28 protein-coding genes and 1 tRNA gene are annotated in these 25851 nt (G+C 34.0%); 12 read left to right on the top strand and 17 right to left on the bottom strand.

From position 1 onward, the window contains the following. Nucleotides 1–219: 219 nt before the first annotated feature. From ACNQF9_RS00990 to ACNQF9_RS00970, 5 genes are all read right to left on the bottom strand, one after another. Complete coding sequence (locus ACNQF9_RS00990) at nucleotides 220–1032, bottom strand: CHAD domain-containing protein (RefSeq protein ID WP_417989448.1); 813 nt, start codon at nucleotides 1030–1032, stop codon at nucleotides 220–222. 250 nt (nucleotides 1033–1282) lie between these two features. Next, nucleotides 1283–2590 (bottom strand): amidohydrolase, encoded by a 1308-nt coding sequence (locus ACNQF9_RS00985; RefSeq protein ID WP_417989447.1) that lies wholly within the window; start codon nucleotides 2588–2590, stop codon nucleotides 1283–1285. A 200-nt stretch (nucleotides 2591–2790) separates the two neighbouring features. Next, the gene (msrA, locus tag ACNQF9_RS00980; protein ID WP_417989446.1) at nucleotides 2791–3420 is read right to left on the bottom strand and encodes a peptide-methionine (S)-S-oxide reductase MsrA; all 630 of its coding nucleotides are present in this window, start codon (nucleotides 3418–3420) and stop codon (nucleotides 2791–2793) included. A gap of 1 nt (nucleotide 3421) precedes the next feature. After that, nucleotides 3422–3982, bottom strand: coding sequence for a peptide-methionine (R)-S-oxide reductase MsrB (gene msrB / locus ACNQF9_RS00975; RefSeq protein WP_417989445.1), 561 nt, complete (start codon nucleotides 3980–3982; stop codon nucleotides 3422–3424). Between the two features lie 147 nt (nucleotides 3983–4129). After that, nucleotides 4130–4591, bottom strand: a complete 462-nt coding sequence (locus tag ACNQF9_RS00970; protein WP_417989444.1) for a GNAT family N-acetyltransferase — start codon at nucleotides 4589–4591, stop codon at nucleotides 4130–4132. 166 nt (nucleotides 4592–4757) lie between these two features. Between ACNQF9_RS00970 and idi the strand changes: the two genes are divergently transcribed. The 6 genes from idi to ACNQF9_RS00940 all read left to right on the top strand — a co-directional run bounded on the left by idi (nucleotide 4758) and on the right by ACNQF9_RS00940 (nucleotide 7589). Continuing rightward, on the top strand, nucleotides 4758–5318 hold the full coding sequence (idi, locus tag ACNQF9_RS00965) for an isopentenyl-diphosphate Delta-isomerase (protein ID WP_417989443.1): 561 nt from the start codon (nucleotides 4758–4760) through the stop codon (nucleotides 5316–5318). A 13-nt stretch (nucleotides 5319–5331) separates the two neighbouring features. Next, nucleotides 5332–5742: a 6-pyruvoyl trahydropterin synthase family protein gene (locus tag ACNQF9_RS00960; protein ID WP_417958398.1), complete on the top strand. Its 411-nt coding sequence runs from the start codon at nucleotides 5332–5334 to the stop codon at nucleotides 5740–5742. Continuing rightward, entirely contained in the window at nucleotides 5742–6200 is a 459-nt protein-coding gene (locus ACNQF9_RS00955; protein WP_417958397.1) for a peroxiredoxin, read from the top strand. The genes ACNQF9_RS00960 and ACNQF9_RS00955 overlap by 1 nt, the downstream gene beginning before the upstream one ends. A gap of 377 nt (nucleotides 6201–6577) precedes the next feature. Then, nucleotides 6578–6844: a hypothetical protein gene (locus ACNQF9_RS00950; protein WP_073209770.1), complete on the top strand. Its 267-nt coding sequence runs from the start codon at nucleotides 6578–6580 to the stop codon at nucleotides 6842–6844. 78 nt (nucleotides 6845–6922) lie between these two features. Continuing rightward, nucleotides 6923–6996 (top strand) — tRNA-Thr (locus tag ACNQF9_RS00945). Between the two features lie 128 nt (nucleotides 6997–7124). Continuing rightward, on the top strand, nucleotides 7125–7589 hold the full coding sequence (locus ACNQF9_RS00940; RefSeq protein ID WP_417989442.1) for a hypothetical protein: 465 nt from the start codon (nucleotides 7125–7127) through the stop codon (nucleotides 7587–7589). Between the two features lie 137 nt (nucleotides 7590–7726). Here ACNQF9_RS00940 and ACNQF9_RS00935 read toward each other — a convergent pair whose 3' ends face one another. The 10 genes from ACNQF9_RS00935 to ACNQF9_RS00890 form a co-directional block, all read right to left on the bottom strand. Then, entirely contained in the window at nucleotides 7727–8437 is a 711-nt protein-coding gene (locus ACNQF9_RS00935; RefSeq protein WP_417958395.1) for a DUF4369 domain-containing protein, read from the bottom strand. Between the two features lie 196 nt (nucleotides 8438–8633). After that, entirely contained in the window at nucleotides 8634–10502 is a 1869-nt protein-coding gene (locus ACNQF9_RS00930) for a M61 family metallopeptidase (protein ID WP_417989441.1), read from the bottom strand. A 55-nt stretch (nucleotides 10503–10557) separates the two neighbouring features. Next, entirely contained in the window at nucleotides 10558–11505 is a 948-nt protein-coding gene (locus ACNQF9_RS00925) for an alpha/beta hydrolase (protein WP_417989440.1), read from the bottom strand. A 1-nt stretch (nucleotide 11506) separates the two neighbouring features. Beyond that, entirely contained in the window at nucleotides 11507–11851 is a 345-nt protein-coding gene (locus tag ACNQF9_RS00920) for a hypothetical protein (protein ID WP_417958392.1), read from the bottom strand. 62 nt (nucleotides 11852–11913) lie between these two features. After that, nucleotides 11914–12192, bottom strand: a complete 279-nt coding sequence (locus ACNQF9_RS00915; RefSeq protein WP_126462107.1) for a DUF2805 domain-containing protein — start codon at nucleotides 12190–12192, stop codon at nucleotides 11914–11916. A 118-nt stretch (nucleotides 12193–12310) separates the two neighbouring features. Then, entirely contained in the window at nucleotides 12311–13138 is an 828-nt protein-coding gene (locus ACNQF9_RS00910) for a sterol desaturase family protein (RefSeq protein WP_417958389.1), read from the bottom strand. Between the two features lie 44 nt (nucleotides 13139–13182). Continuing rightward, on the bottom strand, nucleotides 13183–13791 hold the full coding sequence (locus ACNQF9_RS00905) for an alpha-ketoglutarate-dependent dioxygenase AlkB family protein (protein ID WP_417958388.1): 609 nt from the start codon (nucleotides 13789–13791) through the stop codon (nucleotides 13183–13185). A 4-nt stretch (nucleotides 13792–13795) separates the two neighbouring features. Next, nucleotides 13796–14149, bottom strand: a complete 354-nt coding sequence (locus tag ACNQF9_RS00900) for a DoxX family protein (protein ID WP_417989439.1) — start codon at nucleotides 14147–14149, stop codon at nucleotides 13796–13798. 68 nt (nucleotides 14150–14217) lie between these two features. After that, a complete protein-coding gene (locus tag ACNQF9_RS00895) occupies nucleotides 14218–15114 on the bottom strand; it encodes a DMT family transporter (protein ID WP_417989438.1) in 897 nt (298 codons plus the stop codon). A 159-nt stretch (nucleotides 15115–15273) separates the two neighbouring features. Continuing rightward, nucleotides 15274–15675, bottom strand: a complete 402-nt coding sequence (locus ACNQF9_RS00890) for a DUF2721 domain-containing protein (protein WP_417958383.1) — start codon at nucleotides 15673–15675, stop codon at nucleotides 15274–15276. A 162-nt stretch (nucleotides 15676–15837) separates the two neighbouring features. Here ACNQF9_RS00890 and ACNQF9_RS00885 point away from each other — a divergent pair, with 162 nt between their 5' ends. Then, complete coding sequence (locus ACNQF9_RS00885; RefSeq protein WP_417989437.1) at nucleotides 15838–17943, top strand: TonB-dependent receptor domain-containing protein; 2106 nt, start codon at nucleotides 15838–15840, stop codon at nucleotides 17941–17943. A 106-nt stretch (nucleotides 17944–18049) separates the two neighbouring features. Here ACNQF9_RS00885 and ACNQF9_RS00880 read toward each other — a convergent pair whose 3' ends face one another. Next, nucleotides 18050–18967: a LysR family transcriptional regulator gene (locus tag ACNQF9_RS00880; RefSeq protein ID WP_417958380.1), complete on the bottom strand. Its 918-nt coding sequence runs from the start codon at nucleotides 18965–18967 to the stop codon at nucleotides 18050–18052. 274 nt (nucleotides 18968–19241) lie between these two features. On the opposite strand from ACNQF9_RS00880, the gene ACNQF9_RS00875 reads away from it, so the two are divergent. From ACNQF9_RS00875 to ACNQF9_RS00855, 5 genes are read left to right on the top strand one after another with little or no spacing between them, the layout of a single operon-like run. Next, nucleotides 19242–19544, top strand: coding sequence for a hypothetical protein (locus tag ACNQF9_RS00875; protein WP_417958378.1), 303 nt, complete (start codon nucleotides 19242–19244; stop codon nucleotides 19542–19544). Further along, nucleotides 19537–20373, top strand: coding sequence for a DUF6671 family protein (locus tag ACNQF9_RS00870; RefSeq protein WP_417958376.1), 837 nt, complete (start codon nucleotides 19537–19539; stop codon nucleotides 20371–20373). Before ACNQF9_RS00875 ends, ACNQF9_RS00870 begins: the two co-directional genes overlap by 8 nt. A 3-nt stretch (nucleotides 20374–20376) precedes the next feature. Beyond that, nucleotides 20377–21336 (top strand): L-threonylcarbamoyladenylate synthase, encoded by a 960-nt coding sequence (locus ACNQF9_RS00865; RefSeq protein WP_417989436.1) that lies wholly within the window; start codon nucleotides 20377–20379, stop codon nucleotides 21334–21336. Nucleotides 21337–21339: 3 nt separating this feature from the next. After that, nucleotides 21340–22692 (top strand): dihydroorotase, encoded by a 1353-nt coding sequence (locus ACNQF9_RS00860; protein ID WP_417989435.1) that lies wholly within the window; start codon nucleotides 21340–21342, stop codon nucleotides 22690–22692. 36 nt (nucleotides 22693–22728) lie between these two features. Continuing rightward, nucleotides 22729–23694 carry a sodium-dependent bicarbonate transport family permease gene (locus ACNQF9_RS00855; protein WP_417989434.1) on the top strand — a complete coding sequence of 322 codons (966 nt, stop codon included), beginning with the start codon at nucleotides 22729–22731 and terminating at the stop codon, nucleotides 23692–23694. A gap of 157 nt (nucleotides 23695–23851) precedes the next feature. Here ACNQF9_RS00855 and htpG read toward each other — a convergent pair whose 3' ends face one another. Next, the gene (gene htpG, locus ACNQF9_RS00850) at nucleotides 23852–25753 is read right to left on the bottom strand and encodes a molecular chaperone HtpG (RefSeq protein ID WP_417989433.1); all 1902 of its coding nucleotides are present in this window, start codon (nucleotides 25751–25753) and stop codon (nucleotides 23852–23854) included. Nucleotides 25754–25851: the final 98 nt, after the last annotated feature.

Raw genomic sequence — 25851 nt, 5'->3', positions numbered from 1 at the left:
TTTTTTGTATGAATAATAATTTCATTTCGTTTATACTTTTTATTAAGTATTTCAAAATAGCATTTCAAGAATGGAGTGTGTGTGCTTTACTTTAGTTTAATTTTTTTTAAGTATTTTGTAATAGAAAACAGGGTTATTAATTGTTTTTTCGGAGACATTATAAGATTCGTTGACTCTATTTAGAGGTTATTGTAAAAAATTTAAATAAAAGCTATAACTCTAATCTGAGTTGAGTTGTATTTCAGTGTTGTGTAATTTTGATATCGGAAGTAAAGCATTTATCCTCTCGTGAAGTATTTTGCTTTTGGAGGTGATTGCTACTTTAATGCTTTTAAGGTGCTTTTTTTCGTTTGGATTTGTCTTTTCTGTACTAATAAATCTTTTTAAATGGATGAGGATTACGTGATAATCATGCCATTCTCCAAGCATATTCAACAAGAAAGTCTTGTCAGGAATCAATTTATTTTGATCATCTAAATCGAATATTTTATCATTGTATTGGTACACTTTTAATCGTTTCCGAAATTCATGAATCTGGTTTTTTTTATAAGCATCCTTACTGATTAATTTTCGCGTCTTATTTCTTATTTTATTGATGTAACGATGCGCTTTTTTGCTGCTTATTTTTGTAAGCACCGTAATGATTTTGGGATACTTTTCTTTTAGCTTTTTAATCAGGTGTTTATTTACAATCGTGAAAAATTTTTTTACTGATTTGGTTTCTAGCCTTTCTAATCGTTTGTGATATTTTCTTAATAAATAATAGGTAGGCTCTTTTTCAAGAATAATTTGTTCCAGTTGCAGTTCTCTGACTTCTCCGGCTACTCTAAAAATCATTTTAAAAGGTTTAAAAGTTTCCTTTTGTTCCAATTTTTTAGAACAAAAAACCATTAATTCAAATAATGCTTTTATCTTTTTGATCTCCACGCGGAGTTCGTGGAAAGTTTCTACGGTATACGATAGTGGTTTTTTTTTAAATAAGAGGTTTAAGGCACTTTTTCGTTTTTTAAAATATGTTTGAAGTGCTTTCATTTTACAGTCTTCTAATTGGGGTTTTACTAATAATTCCTTTTACTAAATTCAGAAAATTCAGGGTTAAATCGCACAGTAAGATGTAGTAGTAAATATACTAAAAAATGCTTATTATAGGTAATTAAATACTTTAAAATCAATGTGTTGATGGATTGTAAAATTTTGCTGCGTTAGTTTTGTGCATAAAAAAACCGAAAATCACTTTTCGGTTGTTGTTTCTGAAATTTTTTAAATTTTTATTTATAATAAATTATTTTTTAGCATTCATTTCCATGTAATCTAAAGTTAGATTTGACATTGCTTTCATTCCTAATACAAAACCACTTTCATCAATGTAAAAATCGGGAGTATGATGTGAGGCTGTTTCAGCTGCATTCGTACCTTTTGGCATACCGCCCAAGAAAAAGAAAAATCCTGGAATCTTGTCTTGGTAATACGAAAAATCTTCAGCTCCCGTCGCTGCGGGTGCTAATAAGATATTATTTTTTCCTGCGACTGATTCTAATGTAGGAACCATTTTTTCGGTTAAAATTGGGTCGTTATAGGTTATCAATGTTTGCTTTGTGATACTTACTTCGGCAGTAGCTCCAGCACTTTCCGCAATATTAGTAGTGATTTGTTTTAATCTGTTGTGAATCATTTCCTGTACTTTTTTATCCAGTGTGCGTATTGTTCCGGCCATTTCAAGTTCTTCGGGTATAATATTGCTACGTACGCCAGCTGTAATTTTTCCTACACTAACCACAGCAGCGGATTCAGTAAGATTTACGTTTCGGCTAACAATGGTTTGTAAGCCTATTATTATTTGCGAAGCTGTAACAATGGGGTCTATAGATTGCCATGGGCTGGCGCCATGTGATTGTTTGCCTTTTATTTTTATTTTGAACCAGTCTGAGGAAGCCATAGCGCCTTTTGGTCGGTAATTAATTTTGCCTACTTCCATTTGAGCACTGATGTGTAAGCCAAAAATTACATCTACTTTTGGATTTTGAAGAACGCCTTCTTTTACCATTAATGCCGCTCCACCTTCTTCTCCCTCTGGAGCGCCTTCTTCAGCAGGTTGAAAAATGAATTTGACTGTTCCTTTTAATTCACTTTTAATAGATGCTAAAATTTCGGCGGTTCCCATCAGCATGGCTATATGTGAATCATGTCCGCACGCATGCATAACTCCCACTGACTGACCGTTATATTCGCCATCAACTTTAGAAGCAAAAGGGATGTTTACTCTCTCTTTTACCGGTAATGCATCCATGTCAGCCCTAAGAGCGACAACAGGCCCTGGTTTTCCTCCTTTTAGAATTCCTACAACCCCAGTTTTTGCAACCCCAGTTTGTACTTCAATACCTAAAGAACGCAAATGCACTGCTATTTTTTCGGCAGTTTTAAATTCCCTGTTTCCTAATTCTGGGTTTTGGTGAAAGTCTCTGCGCCATGTAATAACTTTGGACTCTAAAGATGCAGCTTTTTGAGTAATTTTAGATTTGAGAACTGAATTTTGGGCAGAAGCAAAAAAAGAGAAAGCGAATACGCCTGTAAATAAAATAATTTTGTTCATTAGTTGAGGTGGTTTGGTTTAGTACTAATTATTGTTTGAAAAGAAATTTTGAATGTTTTATTAGTAGGTAAAGTCAGTAAAACAAATATAGCAAAATTATTATGTCGTACAGTAAATTTAAGGGAGTACTAACAAAACATCTTATTTTAAAACAGATAAAAAAAACCGCCTCGTTTTGTTTCGTGGCGGTTGTTGTACTTTTACTGTTTCGGGTTCTTAAGTTTGCTTTTAAATAGTTTTTCAAACTTTTCCATTTTTGGTTGAATTACCATTTGGCAATAGGGTTGCGTTTTATTATTTTGATAATAATTTTGATGATAGGATTCGGCTTTATAAAACTTGGTCAGCGGTTCTAAAGTTGTTACAATAGGAGTGTCATAAATTTTAGCTTTTTTCATTGCATTTATTATCGTTTGTGCTGATTTTTTTTGTGTTTCATTTTTATAAAAAATAGCAGAACGATATTGTGTGCCTACATCTGCGCCCTGACGGTTTAAAGTAGTTGGATCATGGACTGTAAAAAAAACTTTGAAAATTTCATCTAGATTTGTTACGTTTTGATCATAGGTAATTTGAACGACTTCGGCATAACCGGACCGTCCCGTAGACACATCTTCATAAGTAGGATTCACGTTCTTACCACCTGCATATCCTGATATTGCTGATTTTACACCGTTTAGATTTTCATAAACCGCCTCTACACACCAATAACAGCCACCGGCTAATGTTATAGTTTCAAGAGGAGATTCTTTTGTAGCTTTATCAGCTGTTTTGTTTTGTGCAAATACACTACATGTAGTCAATAGGCACACTAAAAATAAGTTTTTCATGTTATTTGGTGTCAGGGATAAAGTCAAGTGCAATAGAGTTCATACAGTATCTTTTTTTGGTTGGTTCTGGTCCGTCATCAAAAAGATGTCCTAAATGCCCGTCACATCTTCCGCAAAGAGCTTCAATTCTTTCCATTCCCAGTGAATTGTCGGTTTTATAAACCACGCTATTTTTATTGTCTTGCTCAAAAAAGCTTGGCCATCCACAATTGCTCGAAAATTTGGCGCCAGAGCGAAATAATTTATTGCCACAGGCTGCACAATAATACGTTCCTTTTTCATCCGTGTTCCAATATTTCCCTGTAAAAGGTCTTTCCGTATCGGCATTGCGGGTTACTTCGTAGACATCTTCGGGTAAAACTTTTTTCCATTCGGCATCACTTACGTTAAGTTTTGTCATATCGGTATTTGAATAATACGGATTTCCTGGTTTTTTTAATGAATTTTCCATTGCGATAGGGTTTTTTGTATTGCCTTGTTTTTTTGTTGTTTGTGCACAAGCGGTGAACATAAATAAAGGGATTAAGAATAATACGCTTACTAATTGAGTTTTTGTTTTCATTTTTTTAAATTTATACCACAAAGGTAAAGCGCTTCTAAAAGTTTAAATGTCGCTTACTTTGCAATTTGTTTTTCTTTTAATTAAATTTCTTGTTATAATTTACGATTAAAAGATTCATTTGGATTTGCTATTAACAAAACCTTATAATTATAAAATCATTCGCATGTTTACAAGATGTTTTTTGAATCCTGCTTTCTCATAGGCTTTAATTGCAGAAAGGTTTTCACTATAAACATCCAGCCTTAGTTCAAACACGTTCTGTAGGTTGCACCATTCTTTCAGCGACGTGATAATTGAATTGTTTACTCCTTTTCCTCTGTGATTAGGATCGGTGTACATAAATCCTAGATAGGCATAAGTGGCATGATTCAAATAGGGTTTTGCTACCTCAATACGGGCATACCCAGAACCAATAAGCTTGCCATTTATCTCGGCTACTACTACTTTTATATGCGGTGCTGAAATCATTTTCTCAATGTCGTAATAATGAATTTCACCTTCTTTTAGAGTAGGATCAAAAGGCCGTTCAGCAGTAATAATCCCTTGTTCAAATTCAAGAAGTTTTTCTAAATCGGTAACATTTGCTTTTCGGAGGATTATAGTGTTCATTGCGTTATTTATAATTTTTATAAAAATACAAAAGAAACATTGAAAGTATAGTGCTAATTTTATTGAGATAATGGTAAAATAATTCCAGTTCAACAAATCGAAACAGAACGTTAAAGCCCCCGTCCTTAAGTATCTTTTTTGTATTTTTGACCTGAAATATATTTATATGTTAGAAGAAAACGTAATATTAGTTAATGAGAAAGATGAGCAAATAGGATTAATGCCTAAGCTTGAAGCGCATGAAAAAGCGGTCTTACATCGTGCTTTCTCGGTTTTTGTTTTAAACAATGAAAACGAAATCATGTTACAACAGCGGGCAAGTCAAAAATACCACTCTCCTTTGTTGTGGACGAATACTTGTTGCAGTCACCAGCGGGAAGGTGAAACGAACATTCAGGCAGGGAGTCGAAGGTTGTTTGAAGAAATGGGCTTTGAAACAGAATTAAAAGAACTTTTTCACTTTATATACAAAGCTCCTTTTGACAATGGTTTAACAGAACATGAGCTCGATCATGTGATGATTGGTTATTATAATGAGGTTCCAGTTATTAACCCAGAAGAAGTTGAAGCCTGGAAATGGATGAAAATTGAGGATGTAAAAGTGGATATGGAACTTCATCCAGAATTTTATACGGTATGGTTTAAGATAATTTTTGATGAATTTTATCATTTCCTTGAAGAACATACGAGTCCATTAAATACAAGAAGCGCTAAATTAAAGATCTAAATCATTATTTTTTATGAAAGTTACTATTTCACGAAAAGCCCATTTTAATGCGGCACATAGATTATACAGGAAGGATTGGACTTTCGAACAAAATGATGCGATTTTTGGGAAGTGTAATAATCCTAATTTCCACGGCCATAATTATGAATTAATCGTCAGTGTTACTGGAGCAATTGATCCAGAAACCGGTTATGTCATGGATGTTAAATTCCTGAGTGACATTATTAAAGAAGATGTTGAGAATCAGTTTGACCATAAAAACTTAAATCTTGACGTTCCAGAATTTCAGGATTTGAATCCAACAGCTGAAAATATTGTGGTTGTTATTTGGAATAAAATTAGAAAAAGAATAAAGCCAGAATTTGAATTAGAAGTAGTTCTTTACGAAACACCTCGAAATTTTGTAACCTATAAAGGACAATAATGGTACTAAGAGTAGGAGATACAATTCCTGATTTTATTGCAAAAGACAGTAATGGGAATAATTTTGACAGTAAAAATATTGTGGGTCACAAACCCCTTGTTATTTATTTTTATCCAAAAGATAACACTCCGGGTTGTACTGCGCAAGCCTGTAGTTTTAGAGATCAATATGAAGATTTTAAGGATTTGGGCGCTGAAGTTATTGGTATAAGTAGTGATAGTGTTGCTTCACATGAACAATTCAGTTCACAATTCAAACTGCCCTTTATTCTTTTGTCAGATGCTGATAAAAAAATCAAAAGACTTTTTGGTGTTCCATCGGGAATGTTTGGTCTATTACCAGGTAGGGTAACGTATATTACAGATAAGAAAGGAGTTGTGCAAATGATTTTTGACAGTATGCTGGCCACAAAGCATATTCCTGTAGCTTTACAAGCCATCAAAAAATTAGTATCTTAAATGATATCTTAATTATCCATTGTAATCTTAGTTTAGCAAATGCGTTGTTCGTTTTAGTTTAATGCAATAGATTCTTATAAAGTGGGTTCAATGCACACTACAACTCTTTTATTTCGATTACTATTGAAATTTTAGTTTCTTAATCTATAAAATTCTACAGTTTTTATTAGTGTTTGGGAAATTTTTTAAATAGAATGCAAGAACGTAAAGCTTTACAATATAAAGAGAGATGTGGTTTTGATTCTTGTTGGTATGAATGTATTCATTCTCAATGGAAAAGCTTCAATTTTAGAAATTTACATTTCATAGTCGGTAATAGAAAGATTATGTGTACTTTTGCAGACGCAAATTAAAATTCAAATTTTAAAATAATAAAAATGGCTAACGTTAAGAATTTAAAAAAAGACATCAACTACGTTTTAGGAGATATTATTGAAGCAGTTTACTTGTTCGAAATTTCTACTACAGGAAAACCTACAACAGAAACTAACGCTTTAATCGACGAAGCTATCGCTGCTTTTGACGCTTTGATCACAAAAGTGAACGCTAAAAAGGTAGAGGATAAAAAAGCACACTTCAAACAAATTAATGTTGAATTGGAACAAACTGCTAATCAATTGATTGCTAAAATCAACGAATTGTAGTCAAAAAAAACGCAAAAAAAGTTTGAATTTGTTTTGGAAAATAGAAATTCAGACTTATATTTGCACCCGTAATGAGTCGCCAGCGTAGCTCAGTTGGCTAGAGCAGCTGATTTGTAATCAGCAGGTCGTGGGTTCGAGTCCCTCCGCCGGCTCTTAATAAAACCATCTAACTTTTGTTAGGTGGTTTTTTGTTTTTAATACCTTCAAAATTGAAACATGTTTTAATTACATGTCATAATTTTTTTGTTAAATTTGGAAACTAATCTAAAATAACTAAATTATGGAAGAACATTCAGGTATTGAAAATTTCGAGATGAGATTAAGTGAGTCTGCTAAATATTTTTTGAAGGAGACAGCCAAATGGGCTTATTTTTTATCTATCCTTGGTTACATCGGAATTGGTTTTATAATTTTTGCCGCTTTATTTGCTGGGACCTTATTCTCTGCTATGGGCAAGATAAATCCTGCTATGGGAGCAATGGGATCATCTTTTGGTATAGTAATGGCTTTTGTGTATTTTTTAATTGCGGTGCTTTATTTTTTCCCAGTGTATTATTTAAATAAATTTGCATCAAATGCTAAAATGGCGTTCAAGAATAACGATTCCGAAACATTGACTACTTCTTTAGAATATCTAAAATCACATTATAAATATATTGGAATTATGACATTAGTTATTTTTTCGCTCTATCTCTTGATGTTTGTAGGTATGATAGTGACAGGGATCGCTTTTAACAATGCTTAAACGGGTTTTATAAATGAAATGTTGAGGTTTAGTTTAGCTTCAGGATTCTATACTTTTTGACAAAAAAAATCATCTTGCTATATAGCAAGATGATTTTTTTTGTAATTGTAAGATTAAAATGCAGCTTTCAAAGCTGTTTATTTTTGGTTCTTAATGCTGGTAACATATTCTGTTAATTTCTTGCCATAATGAGACTTTGCTACTTTGGGTGACATTGATTTTTGAATCGTATCTAAATATTTGATATTAATATCATAGATGTCTGATAAGGCAATGTACGGTGCCACTTCAAAGTTTCTGTTGTTTAACGCAAAATTAGTAGCAAATAAATATTTTCGTTTGATATTAGAATCTTGTTTTGCACTGAGGCTATCAACTGCTTTTGTGTTTTGACTTTTTATTGCATTGAATTTTTTTTCAATTAAGGTCAAATTTTCATCAGTGAAACGGGTGTTGATTTTTTTATATTCTTCAAATATTTTTTGATTTTCTGAACCTGTGATTTTTGCATCAGATAAATACCGGTCTAAACTAGTTTCAATAGTTATAGCTCCAGGTTCAGCAAAAAAGGATAGATTATTGTCTAATGAATTGCTAACGCCTCTATCCAAGAACAAATAGAGCATCTCTGGCGATTGAAGAGTAAGATCGCTCTGAAAAGAAGAACTTCCATCAATGATAATAGTGTCGATAGCCACTAGTGTAGTATCAACAATCCTTTGAATGTACAAGGTCCCTTTTTTTAATCCTTTTATATTTCCAGTAATATGTAAATTAGTTTCGGATTTATTCTTGTTGCAAGACACTATTAATAGGAGTGTAACGAAGGTAATAATTGATTTTTTCATGTGGGGTTAATTTTTTTTGGAATATGGTTTCGCCATTCCGTTATGATTTTTTTTGAATGATGGCTATTTTATTTGTATTTCTATTTTGGCGCAAAATAAAGAAAATTGTTGGTAATATTTTGGTGTCGAGGCCAAATTTTACAAAAAAAATCCCAATCTATTTCTAAATTGGGATTTAATGAATTAATTTTTTAACTTATGCTTTGAGCCAAGCTTCTTTTAAAACTTTTTTTGTTGTATCAGTGGCCTTAAGTCCTTCTTTTTCTTCATAAGGAAGTTTTATTTTTCCTTTTATTACTTGTTCCTTACCGTCACGTTTTATTTTAATTGTGATAGCTTCGTTTTCTTTCCATTTTTGACTTTCAGTAATCATTTCATAAATATTGTCTAATGAATACGGTTTGTCATTAAAGGATAGTAAAATGTCTCCTCCTTTTAAACCTAAATTGCTATAAAAAACATTCAATTCCATGTTTGGAATCACGATGATTTCTTTTGTTTGTTGGTTAACAGTAATGTAGGGTGATTGCCCCTTTAAGAAAACATTTGCAGGTGCTTTTTGCATTGATTGAGTAACACCAACTTTAGCTAAATAATTTCCGTAGGGAATAGGTGTAGTACCCGATACATAAGTAGTTAAAAAAGTTCCAACTTCTGGATAAGTTAATGATGTTATTTTTGCGAATAGCTCATTGTCATTAAAGGGTTTAGATGCGCCATACTCGTTAGATAATTTTTGCATCAAATCCAAAATTCCTTTTTGACCGTTGCTTTTTTCTCTAATAATGATGTCCAGACACATTCCTATTAGGGCACCTTTTTCATAAACGTTTAAATATTGTGTTTTGTAAGGTTCTGTTAATACATTGGCACTCATTGTAGTAAAAGGCATAGTGTCATTCATAGCATTGGCATGTGTAATTTTTTCTGCTATACGAGTGTAAAATTCCTCTTCAGTAATTAAGCCTTGGTTTATTTGGAAGAGATTAGCAAAATATTCTGTTACGCCTTCATACATCCATAAATGTTCCGACATTTTAGGAGTGTTGTAATCAAAATAGTGAATCTCTTTAGAATGAATGGATAATGGGGTCACAATATGGAAGAATTCATGAGATACAACATCTTTCATTGATTTTACCAATTCTTCTTTTGGCATCATTTCAGGTAAAACTACCGTTGTAGCTGTAGGGTGTTCCAACGCTCCAAATCCTTTAGCATCAGTGTCTTTCATGCTTGATAAATACAATAATACTGTGTATTTTTTTGTAGCATTAATTTTCCCTAGAAAGGTTTTTTGCGCAGTCATCATTGTTTTCATTTCTGGAGTGATGCTTTCTGCAGTTACTTTTCCAGTTGGAGAATAAACCCCAATTAAGATTTCCATGCCATCAACAGTAAAAGTTGTGTAGTCTGGTTTTGCATACATAATTGGATTCTCTACTAACTCAGCATAACGTGCTGTATGGAACACATCATTAGTTGTGCTAGGATCTTGATCCGTCATAGAAGTAGCCCCCCAAAGCATTTCAGGATGTGCTATACTTACCTGGTATGGAAGGTCTTTTTTATCTTGAAAATACCCTACAAAACCATGCATGTTGAGCATAAAGTTTTTACCAACCTCTATATTTGTTCCCGCTGGGGAAAAAATGTCATTGTTACCAAAGCCGCCCCCTTTTTCAGTATCAAAGGTGTCGTTTACTAAATAGGTGATCTTTACTAACGTTTTTGCATTCTTGATTGTCCAAGTGTTTTCATCTGTTTTTGCAGTAGCAAGAATATTTCCTTTACTGTCAAATGCCTTAAAATCTTCAATATATTTTCCATAATCATCAATAGAATACGTTCCTGGAACAATTTTAGGAACACTATAAGTTACTTCTTCTAAGATAATTTTTGGTGCTGTAATGCTGACCATTACTTTGTCATCTTTAATGTCGATTAAATTGATTCCCACTTGTACAACATCAGAAACAGATTTTGAGGTTTTAGTCGCCGTAGTAGCAGTTTGACAGCTCCAAATAGCTGAAGCAAATGCTAATGCAAAAATTATTCTTTTCATTTTTTGTGATTTTATTTTTAGTTATTAGTCCCTTCAACACTATAATTGTTACATCTTACAGTGATTTTACAAAGGTTATTATGGAGTTCGGTAACCCTTTCGATATTGGGAGATCAGAATTACTGTAAGAGTTTCTGTTTTCTGTGTTGTCTCCTTTGATTTCTTTAAAAACATGATTCATATTTTCAATTAAAACAAGTTCGGACTCTGGTTTTGCTTTTTTTAATAATGCAGCATCTTCTTCAGAGACTTGTAGGTCTTTGGTTCCGTTTATAATTAAAACTGGGATTTTTAGTTTTGTAATTTCTAATTGTGGATTGTATTTTATCCAAGAAATCATATAGGGCTGCACGCTTTTTCTAAAAACAGAGGCTAACATTGGGTTTTTTAGTTCGAAAGTTTTTCCGGTTTTAAGAATGACAAAATTATTTTCCACTTCCTCTTTTAAAGAAGGGGCTTGTTTTGTTATTTGTTCTACAATAACGTCATCAATAGTTCTTCCGGCTCCAGCCAATGAAATAAAAGCATCCGCTTTACCATTTGCCGCAATCATTCCTATTAGAGAACCTTCGCTATGTCCTGCAATTATTATTTTGTTGTATTTCTTTTGATTTTTAAAAAACAATAAAGCGGTTGTCGCGTCGGTGATGAAATTATCAAAAGTAAGCGTTATTTCATTTACCGTTCCACTCTTCATTTGTTCAAGGATTCTTTTATCATAGCTAAAAACCGCAATATCATTTTTAGTTAATTCTTCTGATAAGTATTTCAATGAATTGTTGATTAGTCCTTTTTGATTGCCGTCTCTGTCTGTAGGTCCTGAACCTGCAACGAGAATAACAAGATTTGTCTTTTTGTTTTGTTTTAAAGGAGAATACAACGACCCTTTTATCAATGAATTTATAGTAACTTCTTCTTTATTAAAAGATTTAATTGCTATTTGGGTTTGTGAATAACAGAGTATCGAAAACAATGTCAGGAGTAAGAATAGTGATTTTTTCATTTTATTTCGCATTTAATTTGTTGATTGTCTTTTCTGGATTTTCAACTTCGATAATTAGTTTAGTATAATAGGACTCTTTGAGTTCGACTATAATTGCATTTTTTTTATTGCAAACATCCCAAAAGTTGCGTTTTCCCTTCCTAATGTAAGTTCCAGCAGTAATAATCCATGGTAATTGGGTACCTGGCATTTTCCAACCAATCCAAAAAGTAAATTCATCGTTGCTTTGATACGCCCGAATGATTTTATCTTTCGGTACTCGAATCTTATTTTCAAAAGCCCAAAATTTATGACTTCCAAGGATGTCAAAAATAAATTCATTTTCGTTTGATGTTACTGAAACCATAATTACATTTTTTGAGACCGCTGTTTTAAAACAAAAAACTCCCGAATATCAGGAGTTTTATTTTAATCTAATTTATTTTTTATATAATATTTACCATCTAAATCTTCGTCAAAATCATCGACTTTAATAGGTTTTGGTTTTGGTTTATTTGCGGTAGCTTTCTTTTTCCACATTTCAAATTTTTCTGCCGGCATCTTCTTTTTCATGATCTCAAGAATCTCTTTTTCAGCCAGACCAAATTCTTTTTTTATGATTTCAAAAGGATTTTTTTCTTCTAAAGCCATTGTAACAAGTTTTTCTGTTTGCTCCCAGTTCAATTCTTTTCGGTTACTCTTTTTCATCACGTGAAAATTAATTCAAATAAGTTGTTAATGATTAATAAATTACATTTCTAATTTGTACCAATATTAAGAAAAAAAATAATTAGATTTTCTCAAATGGTCATTTTTTTTATACTTTTTACTTATTTTCTTTCAATGGTTGTTTTTGAAAGGGTATTTTTAATAAATTTTTCAATTCATTATGTTCTTCGGGCCTCGGATGAGTATCGATACCATAAATGATTTCTTCTTTTGAAAGAGTCCTAAAAGTACCAAATAAACGGTCCCAAATCGAAAATATATTACCATAATTACTATCCGTGTACGGCAGAACATGATGATGGTGTACTTTATGCATGTCCGGGGATACAATAAAATAACTTAAAATAGTATCTAATTTTTTTGGAAGCGATATGTTAGCATGATTGAATTGCGTTGCCACTACGGATAACGTTTGGTAGAGAAAAACCATCCACATGGGACTTCCTATGATTAAAACTCCAAGGGCAGTAAATGTAAACCGGATAACACTTTCGCCAGGATGATGTCGGTTTGCTGTTGTCGTATCAATCCAAGTATCGGTATGATGTATCAAATGAAAACGCCATAAAATTTTGGTTTTATGTTCTACCAGATGCACCAGATACGCACCAATTAGATCCAGTAAAAGCAATCCAACAAATGCATAAAGCCATACCGACATTTGAGGTAGCCATTGTAAAATTCCAAAATTATGGGCAATTGTCCAATCAGCTGTTTTTAATAAAATAAAAGCCAAACAAAAATTGACTAGGATAGTGGTAAATGTCATGAAGATATTAATCCCGGCATGATGCCATTTTTTATAGGAGAAGTTAAAAAGCGGAAAAGCATTTTCGATCAGCCAAAAAAAAGTGATGCCACCCACAAGAATTAAGCTTCGATGGCCTGATGAAATAGTAGAAAAATAAGTAATAATGTCATTCATAATTCAGGTATTTATTTCAAATTTAATATTTTTTTCTGAAATACTTATTTGATTACTCGGAAAGTAAGATTTATTCGAGGGGCAATAGGTTTTGTAGTTTTTGGAATCTGATGTTTCCAGAAATGCTGTGTTGTTCCTTTCATGATGATTAAACTGCCGTGTTCAAGAACGATATTTTTCTTTAGTTCTTTTTCGGAATTGTGTTTCAGCTGAAAAGTTCGTTCTGCACCAAAACTCAACGATGCAATTACAGGATTTATTCCTAATTCTTTTTCATTGTCAGCATGCCATCCATTACTGTCTTTGCCGTCTCGATAATAATTCAGTAGTACTGAAGTAAAATTTGTGTCAGCAACCTTTTCGACTTGTGATTTTAGTTTCTGCAAAAGTACATTCCAAGGATGCGGTTGCATGATGATATTAGAATACGAATAGGGTTTTCCTTCATTTCCAAATAAAGCAGTTAAACGAGGTTGTGGGTAAGTTTTTCCGTATACCCGAATTTCATCTTGTTGCCACGGAACCTCTTTTTCAAGTTCAGCAAAAATTATATCTGCTGTCGGTTTGTCAAAAAATTGTGGGTAATAAATGATTTCAGCGTCAGGTAAGAGGAGAACTAATGGTTCAGATGTGGAGTCGAATAGTGATTTCAAAAGATTAAGTATATTGGTAAGCCCAGAAAATTAGAAATAATTGTAACGGCATTCGTAAAAACAAAGCCCATTTTGGCAAACCCATTCTTGCTTTTTTATCCAAATACATGTACAAGTGGGTTGGAAAAATAGCAATTAATAGGGTTATAACTCCCCAAGCAGCATAGGTAGAAAGTAACGTAATACAAAGTGCTGCGGACAAAAGTATTTCGGCTATTCCACTTAAGTAATTTAATAATTTTGGATTCGGGAAATACGGCGGAATAATTTTCAAATACAATCTCGGGTTTCTGAAATGGTTTAATCCTGCTAAAAAGTAAATGAAAGCCATCACATACAAATGCCAAGGTAAATTCATAATAAAGTTATTTATGACGAATTTATAAAAATTTTAATGAAATTTGAGCAATTGTATTGAAATAGCAATTAGGCTCTTTTTTTTAGGCTAACATTCATGATTACAATTGCCAAGATGATTAAAATTATTCCAATCCATTGAATTAAACTCACTTTTTCATTCAAAAGAAAATACGCCATTAGGACTGATACCGGAAGCTCTAAAGCGGATACGATACTACCTAAACCAATTCCTGTAAGTGGGAAACCAGCATTGAACAATAAAGGTGGAATTATAGTCCCAAAAAGAGCTAATATTATTCCCCATTTCATGAAAATTTCAAAATTTAAAGGAGCTGTTTGTGTTGCTATTGCAAATCCGGTCACGATTACAGCACCACCCAATAGCATGTATAAACTGCGTTGTGCAGAGGAAATATGTGTAGCCACACGATTTGCGGTAAACATTGTAGTAGTAAAGGAAGTTGCTGCCAAAAGCCCTAAAACAATCCCACGCCAGTCTATTTCAATTTTGCTTTGGATAAGATTTGTGGCAAGTGCAGTTCCGATTAATACAATAACGACAGCGATTATTTTTTGTGTGGAAGGTCTCTTTTTTTCTAAAATCATTTCGAATAAAACACCCATCCAAACGGTTTGCATCAATAGAACAATAGCAATGGAAACCGGAATATATTTTACGGCTAAATAATAAAAAATACTGGTCATCCCCAGAGAAGTTCCAGCAAGCATTAATTGAGAAATATTTTTCTTAGATGCTTTTATAACGTCATTTCCTTTTTTAATTTTTTGAAACAGATTAATAAAAAGCATTCCTGTGATTCCATATACAAATTGTGCAATCGTAACTTCGGGAGTGGTGAAGCCTTCGCCGTACGCTATTTTTACAAAAGTAGCCAGCATACCATAACTTGTTGCGCCCAGTCCTACTAAGAAAACTCCTTTTAATACATTGTTCTTTGTCATTTTTTTCGATTTTAAAAAGCGGGCAAAGATAGGGTTTAGTTCCTAGTAATGAGTTATAAACTAGGTGTTAATATTTTAGACCTAAATTGTGTTTTTATTTCGCTTAGAAATGAAGGAATTATAAATTTCATTATTAGATTACTAAGATGAAAGCGATTTTTATTTCACTTTTGTATTTATTAAATCACTTAAATGTAGGCGCAGTGCATTTACGGATATACTAATTTCCCAAAAAGATAACGCCAAGGAAATCAATAATCCTAATAAACTCAACCCAAAGAGATAGATTCCAACCGTTTGCTGTTCCAAGAATAAAAGGAGCATTGCAAAAACGGATAAAAACAGACTCAAAACACCTGCCATTTGCATATTTCGAATCAATGTCAAGCGCAAATTGAGATTTTTGATTTCTAATAAAATGATATCATTGTGTTTTTCGGTATAGGTTTTTTTTAATCCCCTTACAATTGTAGCAATAGTCAAAAATCGATTGGTGTATGCTAATAAAATCAAAGAGGTCGCACCAAAAAGTAGGGCCGGAGTTTCTATGTGTAAAGTCATATTTGCTTGTGTTTTGGAATTGTAATGATTCTCAAAGGTCGTTATTCTTTATAGAAATAGGGCTTCAAAGGTTGCTAATTAGAGCAACGTATAATTTTTTTTTTGATTTTGAGTAACGTTTTGTTTTATAGGACTACTAAATGGGTATTACATATTCAAACAATGAAAAAGAATTATTTACTTAGTATATTTTTTCTAGGGGCTGTATTTACCCTCACAGCTCAAGATGCGCCTGGAAAAGCAGTGGAATTGAATGAAGTTGCAATAGTGAAAACTAAAAAAGCAATAGAGCAAAAAGCGGATAGAACCATATTTGATTTTTCCAGTCAGCCCAGTCTAAATTCTGGTTCTGTATTGGAAGGGATTAAAAAACTACCCGGTCTTATCGCTTCGGATGTTGCGGGAATGCTGTATCAAGGCAAACAATTAGATGTTTTTATGGACGGAAGACCATTGAATATTACCTCAAATGAGTTGAATTCTTTTCTGGAGGGAATGCCTGCCAACGCTATTGAAAAAATTGAAATCATAACACAGCCAGGGGCGGAGTTTCCAGCTACTTCGGGTGGTGCGATTATGAATATCATTACCAATAAAAATGCCAAGAATTATTTAAGTGCGACCTATACCAATAGTACTAATTTTACGAGTTACGACTATTTGCGGTGGAGAGTCAATAATAGTTTGTTGTTGAGTGCTAAGAATAAATATTTTGGATGGCAATTGAATGTAGGACAAAATTATAGAGAAACGGCGGTGTGGACATCATTGACAAAAAAAGAAAACAATGCAACCTCATTGCTTTCGGCTACATCTGCAGCTCGTATCGGGCGCACTAATTTTGCGAAATCAGCGCTGACTTTCGATATAGGGAACGATCGCTTATTATTTAATTATGATGTAAACTACAGTAACAACAATAGTAATACAATAGGAAATGGACCTGGATTCAGCACAAATGATGATTCCTACACGGATGCTTTGCGTCAGGATTTTGTTATTACTTTCCAAAAGAAGTTTGAGGATAAAGCCAAAAAATTAGATTTCAGATTCAATTATAACAGCAATCAGAATGATTTTGCACTGAATTCTAGAAAAGAGAATGTGGTACTATTAGATAATGCCTCAACACAACGATTGTATAACGCCAAATTTGATTATTCCCAACCCATTGCATTTTCTGATGAAGGGAAAATAAGTTTTGGAGGTTTGTATGAAGCACTTCTTTTTGAAACCCAAAACATGGAAATTGTCAATTTGGATTATCAGCGTAAAACGGCAGCTGCTTATGGTGAACTACAATCTAAATTTGATAAGTTTAATTTTATTTTGGGTGGAAGAGCTGAGGATTATAATATTACTGGAAAAACCAATACAGCCGAGTTGATTCCATTCCAACAATTCCGTTTTTTTCCAAATGCAAGCGCCCAATATAATTTTAGTAATTCGGTTTATTTTAATGTCAATTACAATAAGAAAATTAGTTTGCCAAGCACTTCCGCTTTAAATCCAAACAACACGAATTACCAAAATCCAAATGTAGATTATTCTGGAAATCCTAATTTGCAACCTACGATTTTTGACAATTATGAAGCCAAATTGAGTGCTTTTGATTACGCTTTTATCGGGTATAATGTGAGTTCTGCTCAGAATCAAGTAATCAACAGAGTGTTGCTTACAGACAATGTCGTTGTGAATACTAGTGTAAACGTTCCAAACATTAAAATTCACAATTTTAATGTCGGTTTGCCTATTCCGTATATGTTGTTTACAAAGGGGCTCAAAGAAACGTTGAAGATGGATGTTAATCCGGATACCATGAACTTTTTATATGTGTATACGGCGTATCAGTTTCATCAGATCCCGGGAATTACGACTCATGGTTTTTGGATGTTCAATTTGATGTCTCAAATTCTGTTGCCAAAAGGCATCAAGTTTGTTGCTAATTTTAATTACATCGTGCCTAAGGGAAATTATTTTTATTTTATTGCTGAGAAACCCTTTAATAATACCTTAGACTTAACATTTTCTAAAAAATTCTTCAAGGATCAATTGTCGGTTTCGATAAGTGCGGATGATGTCCTCAATTCCAATCGATTTTTGTTCAGCTCCTACGATACACCTTTGTTATTGGCGAATAAAAATGATACGCGTCGTTTTGGGTTTAGCGTAAATTATAAAATTCCAACCAAAAACAAATTGGCCAAAGAAGATCCTAACTTGTTAAACAAAGAGAAAAAAGAAGAGGCAGGCCTTTTAAATCAATAGCGATATTGTTTTTTAGCAGGGGATGCTTTCTATTTTGAAGTGCCAAATTGTATTCGATTGTTTTTGTTCAAAGCGACCGTTTGGTACTTAATTGTTACCTTTATTATTATTTAATCCAGTTAAATTTTTGTTCAATAATTCTGTTTTTTTCTTCTTGAACGAATTTTAAGTAGGCAGTGGCTACTGGTGAAAATTTCTTGCCTTTTAACCATATTAAATTCCAGTTGGATTGAATTGGCAGGCCGTGTACCGCAATAATTTGTAAGTCACCGTTATGGAGTTCGTTTTTTATACCGATTAATGGCATGATAGAACATCCAAGTCCAGCGATTACCGCTTGTTTTACCGCTTCATTGCTAGTAAGAACCATTTTTTTTAGGACCGTCAATTGATTGTTTTCTATAAATTTTTCCATGACATATCTGGTTCCTGATCCTTGCTCGCGATAAATCATCGGTAAGGTTTCTATGATTTTTTTATCTTGAATGCCATTCCCTATTTTTTGATCCATGTTAGCAACAAGAAAAAGGGAATTAGGCATAAGCTCTACTTTTTCAATTTGCAGGGTTTCTGGCAGAACGGAAACCAAGGAAAAATCGACTTCGTTTTTTTCTAGATTTTTCAACACTTTAGTCTTATTGGTCACATCCAATATTAATTCAACGCCCTGATGTTGTTTCAAAAATTCAGATAAAAAATAGGGAATGACATATTTCCCTGTGGAAACTACGGAAATTTTTAATCGCCCCGCAAGTTGTCCTTTAAACGCCATTGTTTTATAGTTAATGGCATGCACTTCATTTAATATCTTCTCGGCAGCTATCGAAATTTCTTTACCAAAATCAGTTACGTATAGTTTTCTGCCAATAACTTCTGTTAGGGGAACATCAAATTGGTCTTGAAAATTTTTTAATTGAATCGATACTGCGGGTTGTGAAAGATGCAGTTCCATAGCCGCCTTTGTAACGCTGTTATTTTGGGTTATTTTTAAAAACACGTGTAGCTGATGCAAGGTATAGTTCATAAATATTTTTTATGTATATCATTGCAAATATAAATAAAAATATATGAATATCCGGTTTTACCTTTGTGTGAAATAAATTAGTAGGTATGAAAAAAGAGAATAAGAACAAAAAAATCAGTTTGCTGTTTGCTGTGGTTTGGCTAATTTGTGGACTACTATTATCAATACTGGATCATACAAACATGTTTTGTACAATTTTATTAGGAACAGGAATCTTTTTTAGTACCTACATGTTGATGAAGAATGAAAAATCTAATCTGTTATAAAAAAAGCTATGAAAAAAGAATATCAATTTAAATTAATTGAAGGTCAATTTGAACCTTCCGAGGCAGGGAAAGTCCTCTTTTCTTTGATAAACAGTAAAATTAATTTTCATAATTTGGAGGTGTTTAGCAGCCAGATACGATACAATCAAGAGAATCTACATTCAAAAATCAGACTTGAAGCCCTTACAGATGCTTCTGAATACATCAAAGAACTGATTGAAGAAGCTTCGGCAAAGGATCTGGTATTAAGAATTGACAGTGTGATTCAAATCGTTTTAACTTCCAAAATAAAAACAGAAGTGAATGTTTAAAGATAGGAAATTGCTAATTGCAACGAAACATCACAAAGAGCAGGTAATTGCTCCCATATTTGAAAAAGGTTTGGGCGTTCACTGTTTTGTACCTCACAATTATGATTCGGATATTTTCGGAACTTTTTCGGGAGAAGTGGAACGAAAAAATAGTGCATTAGAAACCGTAAGAGCTAAATGTTTATTGGCAATGGAGCAATTTAACTGTGATTTGGGGATTGCTAGTGAAGGTTCTTTTGGTTCGCATCCCTCTCTTTTTTTTGCTCAGGCTGATGATGAACTTTTACTTTTTATAGATAAAAAAAACAATTTAGAAATCGTTGTTAGAGAACTCAGTCTGAATACTAATTTTTATGGAGCAACAATCAATACTAAAGAAATGCTTCTTGATTTTGCGGATAGGGTTAAGTTTCCGACTCATGGAATAATTTTGAGAGCCAAGCAGGGGGATCTTACTCCTATAATTAAAGGCATTACTACACGCAGTCAGTTAGAAGAATCTTTTGAACATTTAAGTAGTGTTTTTGGGAGCGTTTATGCCGAAACCGATATGCGAGCCCTCCATAACCCCACCCGGATGGGTGTGATAAAGATAGCGGCACAAAAATTACTAGAAACCATAAAAACAGGATGTCCCAGTTGTAAAACGCCTGGTTTTAGCATTACAGCAGTTGAGTCTGGCTTGCCTTGCTCTTGGTGTTCAACACCCACTCGTTCTACGCTGAGTTTTATTTACACTTGCCGGAAGTGTACTTTTAGTTTGCAAAAAATGCATCCTCATCAAAAAACAACGGAAGAACCCGGTTATTGTGATGCCTGTAATCCTTAAATTATGCCTGTAATACGTAATTCGATTTACAATGCCGTAGCGCTTTTAAATAACGACCAAATCATCGGTATTCCTACCGAAACGGTTTATGGTTTGGCAGGAAATATTTACAGCCAAAAAGCCATCCAAAGTATTTTTACGATTAAGCAAAGGCCTTCTTTCAATCCCTTAATCGTTCATATTAAGTCGTTACAGGACTTGGCATTGGTAGCAAGAGACATCCCAGAAAAAGCATTGGAACTGGCAGCTGCGTTTTGGCCGGGGCCTTTAACGTTAGTATTAAAAAAACAAAGTTCTATTCCGGATCTAGTTACAGGTGGCAAAGATACCGTGGCCGTGAGGGTTCCGAATCACCCGCTGACTTTGGCTCTTTTACAACAATTAAGCTATCCGCTTGCCGCACCAAGTGCCAATCCTTTCGGTTCTATTAGTCCAACAAAGGCGGAACATGTCAACGCTTATTTCCACGATACTGTACCAATGGTTTTAGATGGCGGTGCATGCGAAAGGGGAATTGAATCCACCATCATAGGATTTGAAAACGGGGAGCCTGTTGTATACCGATTGGGATCTCTTGCAATTGAAGATATGATAGCAATTGTGGGTACTGTTAAAATGATGACCCATGACGATACTACACCTATAGCACCTGGGATGCTTTCCAGGCATTACGCGCCATTGACTTCGACCCTTTTAACAGCAAATGTCCTTGAGTTGCTTGAAACCTTTTCAAATCAAAAAATTGGGGTGTTAGTATACCAAAATGGGATTTACGATCCAAGAATTACAGCAGAAGAAATTCTATCACCCAAGGGCAGTTTAACCGAAGCTGCTTCGGGATTGTATGCCGCTATGCACCGATTGGACAGCCTAAATCTTGACTTCATTATTGCAGAACGATTTCCAGATGTTGGTTTAGGCAGAACGATAAACGATCGATTAGAAAGAGCTACTAAAAAATAATATATGAATACTATTATCAGAAACGCAACGGTAGTTAACGAAGGTCAAATACGTGTTTTAGATGTGTTGCTTTCAGGGGAAAGAATTGAAAAGATAGCACCTGTAATTGTGTTAAACGCTGCAGAAAAACACATTGAAATTGATGCAACAGGACTATATCTACTTCCGGGTGTAATTGATGATCAGGTTCATTTTAGAGAACCCGGACTAACCCATAAAGGCACAATTTTTTCAGAGTCAGTAGCCGCTGTAGCGGGAGGAATTACTTCCTGTATGGATATGCCTAACACGATTCCTAACACGCTGACTCAAGATTTATTAGAAGAAAAATACACGATGGCGGCTGAGAAATCTATTGCTAATTACTCGTTTTTTATGGGGATTTCAAAGCATAACTTAGAAGAAGCTTTACAAACGGATACCGAAAATGTATGTGGGATCACTGATGATGGACTCTATTTTAACAATGACGAAGGAATTCTAGCGAATTATCCAGATTTTTTAGAGCAGCTTTTTTCAAGAACAGATACGCTTATCGCCTTGCACAGTGAAGATGACGCAATTATAAAAGCAAATATCCGGAAGTTCAAACTTCAATATGGGACCGACATTCCTTTTTTGTACCATTCACTGATCCGGGATGAACTTGCTTGTGTAAAAGCGACCAAAAGAGTGCGGTCGATTGCTAAAAAACACGATACGCGCTTGCATCTGTTTCATATTTCAACTTTGGCGGAAGCTGAATTATTTGATAATACGGTACCCATTCGAGATAAACGAATCACCGCCGAAGCTTGTATACACCATCTTTGGTTTTCGGATGCCGATTACTCTAAATTGGGTTCCAAGATTAAATGGAATCCCTCTATTAAAACAAATCAGGATCGAAAAGGTTTAATGCAGGCATTGCTAAACAATAGAATAGATATTATTGCTACGGATCATGCTCCCCATACTATTGCTGAAAAAGCAGGAAATTATTTTGAAGCGCTTTCAGGCGGCCCTTTAGTACAACACGCTCTTCTAGCAATATTAGAATTATTTCATCGCGGTGAAATTCCTTTGGAGAAGGTAGTCGAAAAAATGAGCCATAACGTAGCCGAAATTTACAGAATCAAAGAAAGAGGCTTTATACGAGAGGGCTATTTTGCCGATTTAGTTCTAGTGGATTTAAATAAAGAACAGGAAGTAACCACAAGTTCTCTTTTATACAAATGCAAGTGGTCTCCTTTTGTAGGACAGGTTTTTAAAAGCAGCATCAATTCAACTTTTGTAAATGGAAATGTAGTGTATGAAAAAGGACTTGTCCAAACGGATATAAAGGGAAAAAGATTAAAATTTGAAAAGATAAGATAATCAAAATGTATAAAATAATTTTAAAACAATTGAAATATGAATCTTAGTTTATTAGTAGATAATTTAACTAACCCGGCCCTATTGTTTTTTGTGTTGGGAATTATAGCCGTCTATGTAAAAAGTGATTTAGAAATTCCGGAGAATACCTCTAAATTTATATCGCTATACCTTCTTTTTTCAATTGGTTTTAAAGGCGGACAGGAGTTAGCCCACAGTCATTTTACTGTTGATATACTTTGGTCGATCGTTTTTGGGGTATTGATTGCAGTAATAATTCCATTCTATACCTTTTTTATTTTAAAGAAAAAGTTTAGCATTGAAAATTCAGGGGCTATTGCTGCGGCTTATGGATCCGTGAGTGCAGTTACCTTTGTAACGGCCATCTCTTTTTTAGAAATTCAAAACTACAGTTTCAGCGGCCACATGGTTGCTGTCATGGCATTAATGGAAGCTCCAGCCATTATTATTGGCGTAATTTTAATTCGGCTGTTTAGTAAAGAACACGTTCAGAAAACCAAAATAAGTACAATTGTTAAGCACTCTTTTACCAACGGAAGCGTACTCTTGATTCTTGGAAGTTTGGTTATTGGGTTTTTGGCCAGTGAGCAACAGGCTTTAGGAATTAAGCCTTTTACTACTGATATTTTCAAAGGGTTCTTGGCTTTATTTTTATTGGATATGGGAATTGTTAGTGGCCGAAAATTAAATGATTTTTTCAAAAGTGGCTGGTTTAGCGTCTTTTTTGCTATTGTTTTTCCATTGATCAACGGATGTATTGTTGCTTTTTTAAGTCAGTTTGTTACAGAAGATATAGGGAACCGTTTTGTTTTTGCGGTGTTAGCGGCAAGTGCTTCCTACATTGCCGTTCCGGCAGCGATGAAAATAGCCGTTCCAAAGGCGAATCCAGGAATCTTTTTACCCATGGCTTTGGCGGTAACGTTTCCTTTTAACATTACTTTTGGGATGCCCATTTATTTTTCAATTGTATTGTGTCACATTTAATAAGGTGCTTTATTTGAGGTAGTAATGCTTATTAATGAACCTGAAAAAGGGGTTGTAAACCATTGTTGATATGATGAATTAGAACGGAATGATAAATTGTAAAAACAAAAAAACCTGCAAACTTTCGCTTGCAGGTTTAGTTTAATAATCTAACGATCTATTTGATTAACTCAAAACTTCTTTTCACAAAAGCGGTCAACGCTTCTCCTTTCAATAGGTTTTGCGATAATTTAGCTAAGTCAAGCGCTTGTTTGACCAAACTTTCCTGAGCGTCTTTGTCTTTATTATTTAGGATGCTTGTTGCCAATTCAGAATTAGTATTGACTACCAAATTGTACATTTCCGGCATATTTCCCATTCCGAACATCCCACCGCCGCCAGACTGACTCATTTCTTTCATTCTACGCATAAATTCCGGTTGCGTGATGATAAATGGAGAAACATTACTGTCTAAAGCTTCCAGTTGTACGGAATACGTTTGTTTTGGAACAATAGCTTCTAAAACAGTTTTCAAGTTGGTTTGCTCTTCCTCTGATAATTTAGAAATAGTCGTTTCCTCTTTCTTGATTAAATTATCAATATGATCTGAATCTACACGTACAAAAGTCATGTTGCTGTTATCACCTTCAATTTTTTGAATTAAATGTGAGATAATTGGGGAATCAAGCAGTAATACTTCGTATCCTTTGTCTTTTGCAATTTCGATATAAGAGTGTTGCGCTTCTTTGTTTCCAGCGTATAAAACTACTAATTTTCCGTCTTTATCCGTTTGATTCGCAGCGAGGTTTTCTTTTAATTCTTCTAGCGTGTAATATTTTCCATCAACTGTTGGGTATAATACAAACGCTCCTGCTTTTTCGTAGAATTTATCTTCAGAAAGCATTCCGTACTCCAAAACGATTTTGATGTCATTCCATTTTTGTTCAAAATCTGCACGATTTTCGTTGAATAACGATTTCAATTTATCCGCTACTTTACGCGTGATGTAATTGGATATTTTCTTCACCGCGGCATCCGCCTGCAATCCAGAACGAGAAACGTTCAATGGAATGTCCGGTGAATCGATAACTCCTTTCAACATGGTAAGGAATTCAGGAACAATTCCTTCTACATTATCTGTTACGTACACTTGATTTTGGTACAACTGGATTTTATCTTTCTGAATTTGTAAATCCGAACCTAATTTTGGAAAATACAAAATACCAGTTAAATTAAACGGATAATCTACATTCAAATGGATGTGGAATAACGGCTCTTCAAATTGCATAGGATAAACTTCTCTGTAGAAATCCTTGTAATCAGCATCAGATAATTCAGTTGGCTGTTTCGTCCAAGCCGGATTTGGGTTGTTGATGATGTTGTCAACTTCTACTTCAGTAAAAGTTTTATCGATATCTTCTGCAGCAACTTCTTCACCCTTTTTTTGTTCAATTTTTTCTTTTTTGGTTCCAAATTTAATTGGAATAGGCATGAACTTATTGTACTTATTTAGGAGCTGATTGATTTTTGAATCTTCTAAAAATTCTAAAGAATCTTCGGCGATATGCAAAATTATTTCTGTTCCGCGAGTGGTTTTGTCAGCTGGTTCTAAAGTGAATTCCGGGCTACCATCACAAGTCCAGTGTGCAGCAGGTTCATCTTTGAATGATTTAGTGATAATTTCCACTTTTTCGGCTACCATAAAGGCAGAATAGAAACCAAGACCAAAATGGCCAATAATTCCAGAATCTTTAGCGGAATCTTTGTATTTGTCCAAAAATTCCTCAGCACCAGAAAATGCGACTTGATTGATGTATTTCTCTACTTCATCCGCCGTCATTCCTAGACCTTGATCGATGATGTGTAGTTTTTTGCCTTCCTTGTCGATTTTTACTTCGATAATTGGGTTGCCATATTCTACTTTAGCTTCACCAATACTGGTTAAATGTTTTAATTTAAGCGTTGCATCCGTTCCGTTAGAAATTAATTCACGCAAGAAAATTTCGTGATCACTGTATAAGAATTTCTTGATTAAGGGAAAGATGTTCTCTACTGAAACATTAATTTTACCTGTTGTCATATTTTGAATTTTTAAGTTTATTTTTATGGATAGAAATCTTTCAAATAGAATACCAATTCTAATAGAAGTGACAAATTGTCGCAAGCGTTAATTATGAT

Origin of the sequence: Flavobacterium amylolyticum, assembly GCF_048284335.1 — a bacterium.
Classification (GTDB): domain Bacteria; phylum Bacteroidota; class Bacteroidia; order Flavobacteriales; family Flavobacteriaceae; genus Flavobacterium.
This window is presented reverse-complemented; position numbering and strand designations above follow the sequence as displayed.

What these genes read in the sequence shown, in the direction of transcription:
- ACNQF9_RS00990 (WP_417989448.1), bottom strand. Translation starts at nt 1,032, where the DNA reads ATGAAAGCACTTCAAACATATTTTAAAAAACGAAAAAGTGCCTTAAAC.
- ACNQF9_RS00985 (WP_417989447.1), bottom strand. Translation starts at nt 2,590, where the DNA reads ATGAACAAAATTATTTTATTTACAGGCGTATTCGCTTTCTCTTTTTTT.
- msrA (WP_417989446.1), bottom strand. Translation starts at nt 3,420, where the DNA reads ATGAAAAACTTATTTTTAGTGTGCCTATTGACTACATGTAGTGTATTT.
- msrB (WP_417989445.1), bottom strand. Translation starts at nt 3,982, where the DNA reads ATGAAAACAAAAACTCAATTAGTAAGCGTATTATTCTTAATCCCTTTA.
- ACNQF9_RS00970 (WP_417989444.1), bottom strand. Translation starts at nt 4,591, where the DNA reads ATGAACACTATAATCCTCCGAAAAGCAAATGTTACCGATTTAGAAAAA.
- idi (WP_417989443.1), top strand. Translation starts at nt 4,758, where the DNA reads ATGTTAGAAGAAAACGTAATATTAGTTAATGAGAAAGATGAGCAAATA.
- ACNQF9_RS00960 (WP_417958398.1), top strand. Translation starts at nt 5,332, where the DNA reads ATGAAAGTTACTATTTCACGAAAAGCCCATTTTAATGCGGCACATAGA.
- ACNQF9_RS00955 (WP_417958397.1), top strand. Translation starts at nt 5,742, where the DNA reads ATGGTACTAAGAGTAGGAGATACAATTCCTGATTTTATTGCAAAAGAC.
- ACNQF9_RS00950 (WP_073209770.1), top strand. Translation starts at nt 6,578, where the DNA reads ATGGCTAACGTTAAGAATTTAAAAAAAGACATCAACTACGTTTTAGGA.
- ACNQF9_RS00940 (WP_417989442.1), top strand. Translation starts at nt 7,125, where the DNA reads ATGGAAGAACATTCAGGTATTGAAAATTTCGAGATGAGATTAAGTGAG.
- ACNQF9_RS00935 (WP_417958395.1), bottom strand. Translation starts at nt 8,437, where the DNA reads ATGAAAAAATCAATTATTACCTTCGTTACACTCCTATTAATAGTGTCT.
- ACNQF9_RS00930 (WP_417989441.1), bottom strand. Translation starts at nt 10,502, where the DNA reads ATGAAAAGAATAATTTTTGCATTAGCATTTGCTTCAGCTATTTGGAGC.
- ACNQF9_RS00925 (WP_417989440.1), bottom strand. Translation starts at nt 11,505, where the DNA reads ATGAAAAAATCACTATTCTTACTCCTGACATTGTTTTCGATACTCTGT.
- ACNQF9_RS00920 (WP_417958392.1), bottom strand. Translation starts at nt 11,851, where the DNA reads ATGGTTTCAGTAACATCAAACGAAAATGAATTTATTTTTGACATCCTT.
- ACNQF9_RS00915 (WP_126462107.1), bottom strand. Translation starts at nt 12,192, where the DNA reads ATGAAAAAGAGTAACCGAAAAGAATTGAACTGGGAGCAAACAGAAAAA.
- ACNQF9_RS00910 (WP_417958389.1), bottom strand. Translation starts at nt 13,138, where the DNA reads ATGAATGACATTATTACTTATTTTTCTACTATTTCATCAGGCCATCGA.
- ACNQF9_RS00900 (WP_417989439.1), bottom strand. Translation starts at nt 14,149, where the DNA reads ATGAATTTACCTTGGCATTTGTATGTGATGGCTTTCATTTACTTTTTA.
- ACNQF9_RS00895 (WP_417989438.1), bottom strand. Translation starts at nt 15,114, where the DNA reads ATGACAAAGAACAATGTATTAAAAGGAGTTTTCTTAGTAGGACTGGGC.
- ACNQF9_RS00890 (WP_417958383.1), bottom strand. Translation starts at nt 15,675, where the DNA reads ATGACTTTACACATAGAAACTCCGGCCCTACTTTTTGGTGCGACCTCT.
- ACNQF9_RS00885 (WP_417989437.1), top strand. Translation starts at nt 15,838, where the DNA reads ATGAAAAAGAATTATTTACTTAGTATATTTTTTCTAGGGGCTGTATTT.
- ACNQF9_RS00880 (WP_417958380.1), bottom strand. Translation starts at nt 18,967, where the DNA reads ATGAACTATACCTTGCATCAGCTACACGTGTTTTTAAAAATAACCCAA.
- ACNQF9_RS00875 (WP_417958378.1), top strand. Translation starts at nt 19,242, where the DNA reads ATGAAAAAAGAATATCAATTTAAATTAATTGAAGGTCAATTTGAACCT.
- ACNQF9_RS00870 (WP_417958376.1), top strand. Translation starts at nt 19,537, where the DNA reads ATGTTTAAAGATAGGAAATTGCTAATTGCAACGAAACATCACAAAGAG.
- ACNQF9_RS00865 (WP_417989436.1), top strand. Translation starts at nt 20,377, where the DNA reads ATGCCTGTAATACGTAATTCGATTTACAATGCCGTAGCGCTTTTAAAT.
- ACNQF9_RS00860 (WP_417989435.1), top strand. Translation starts at nt 21,340, where the DNA reads ATGAATACTATTATCAGAAACGCAACGGTAGTTAACGAAGGTCAAATA.
- ACNQF9_RS00855 (WP_417989434.1), top strand. Translation starts at nt 22,729, where the DNA reads ATGAATCTTAGTTTATTAGTAGATAATTTAACTAACCCGGCCCTATTG.
- htpG (WP_417989433.1), bottom strand. Translation starts at nt 25,753, where the DNA reads ATGACAACAGGTAAAATTAATGTTTCAGTAGAGAACATCTTTCCCTTA.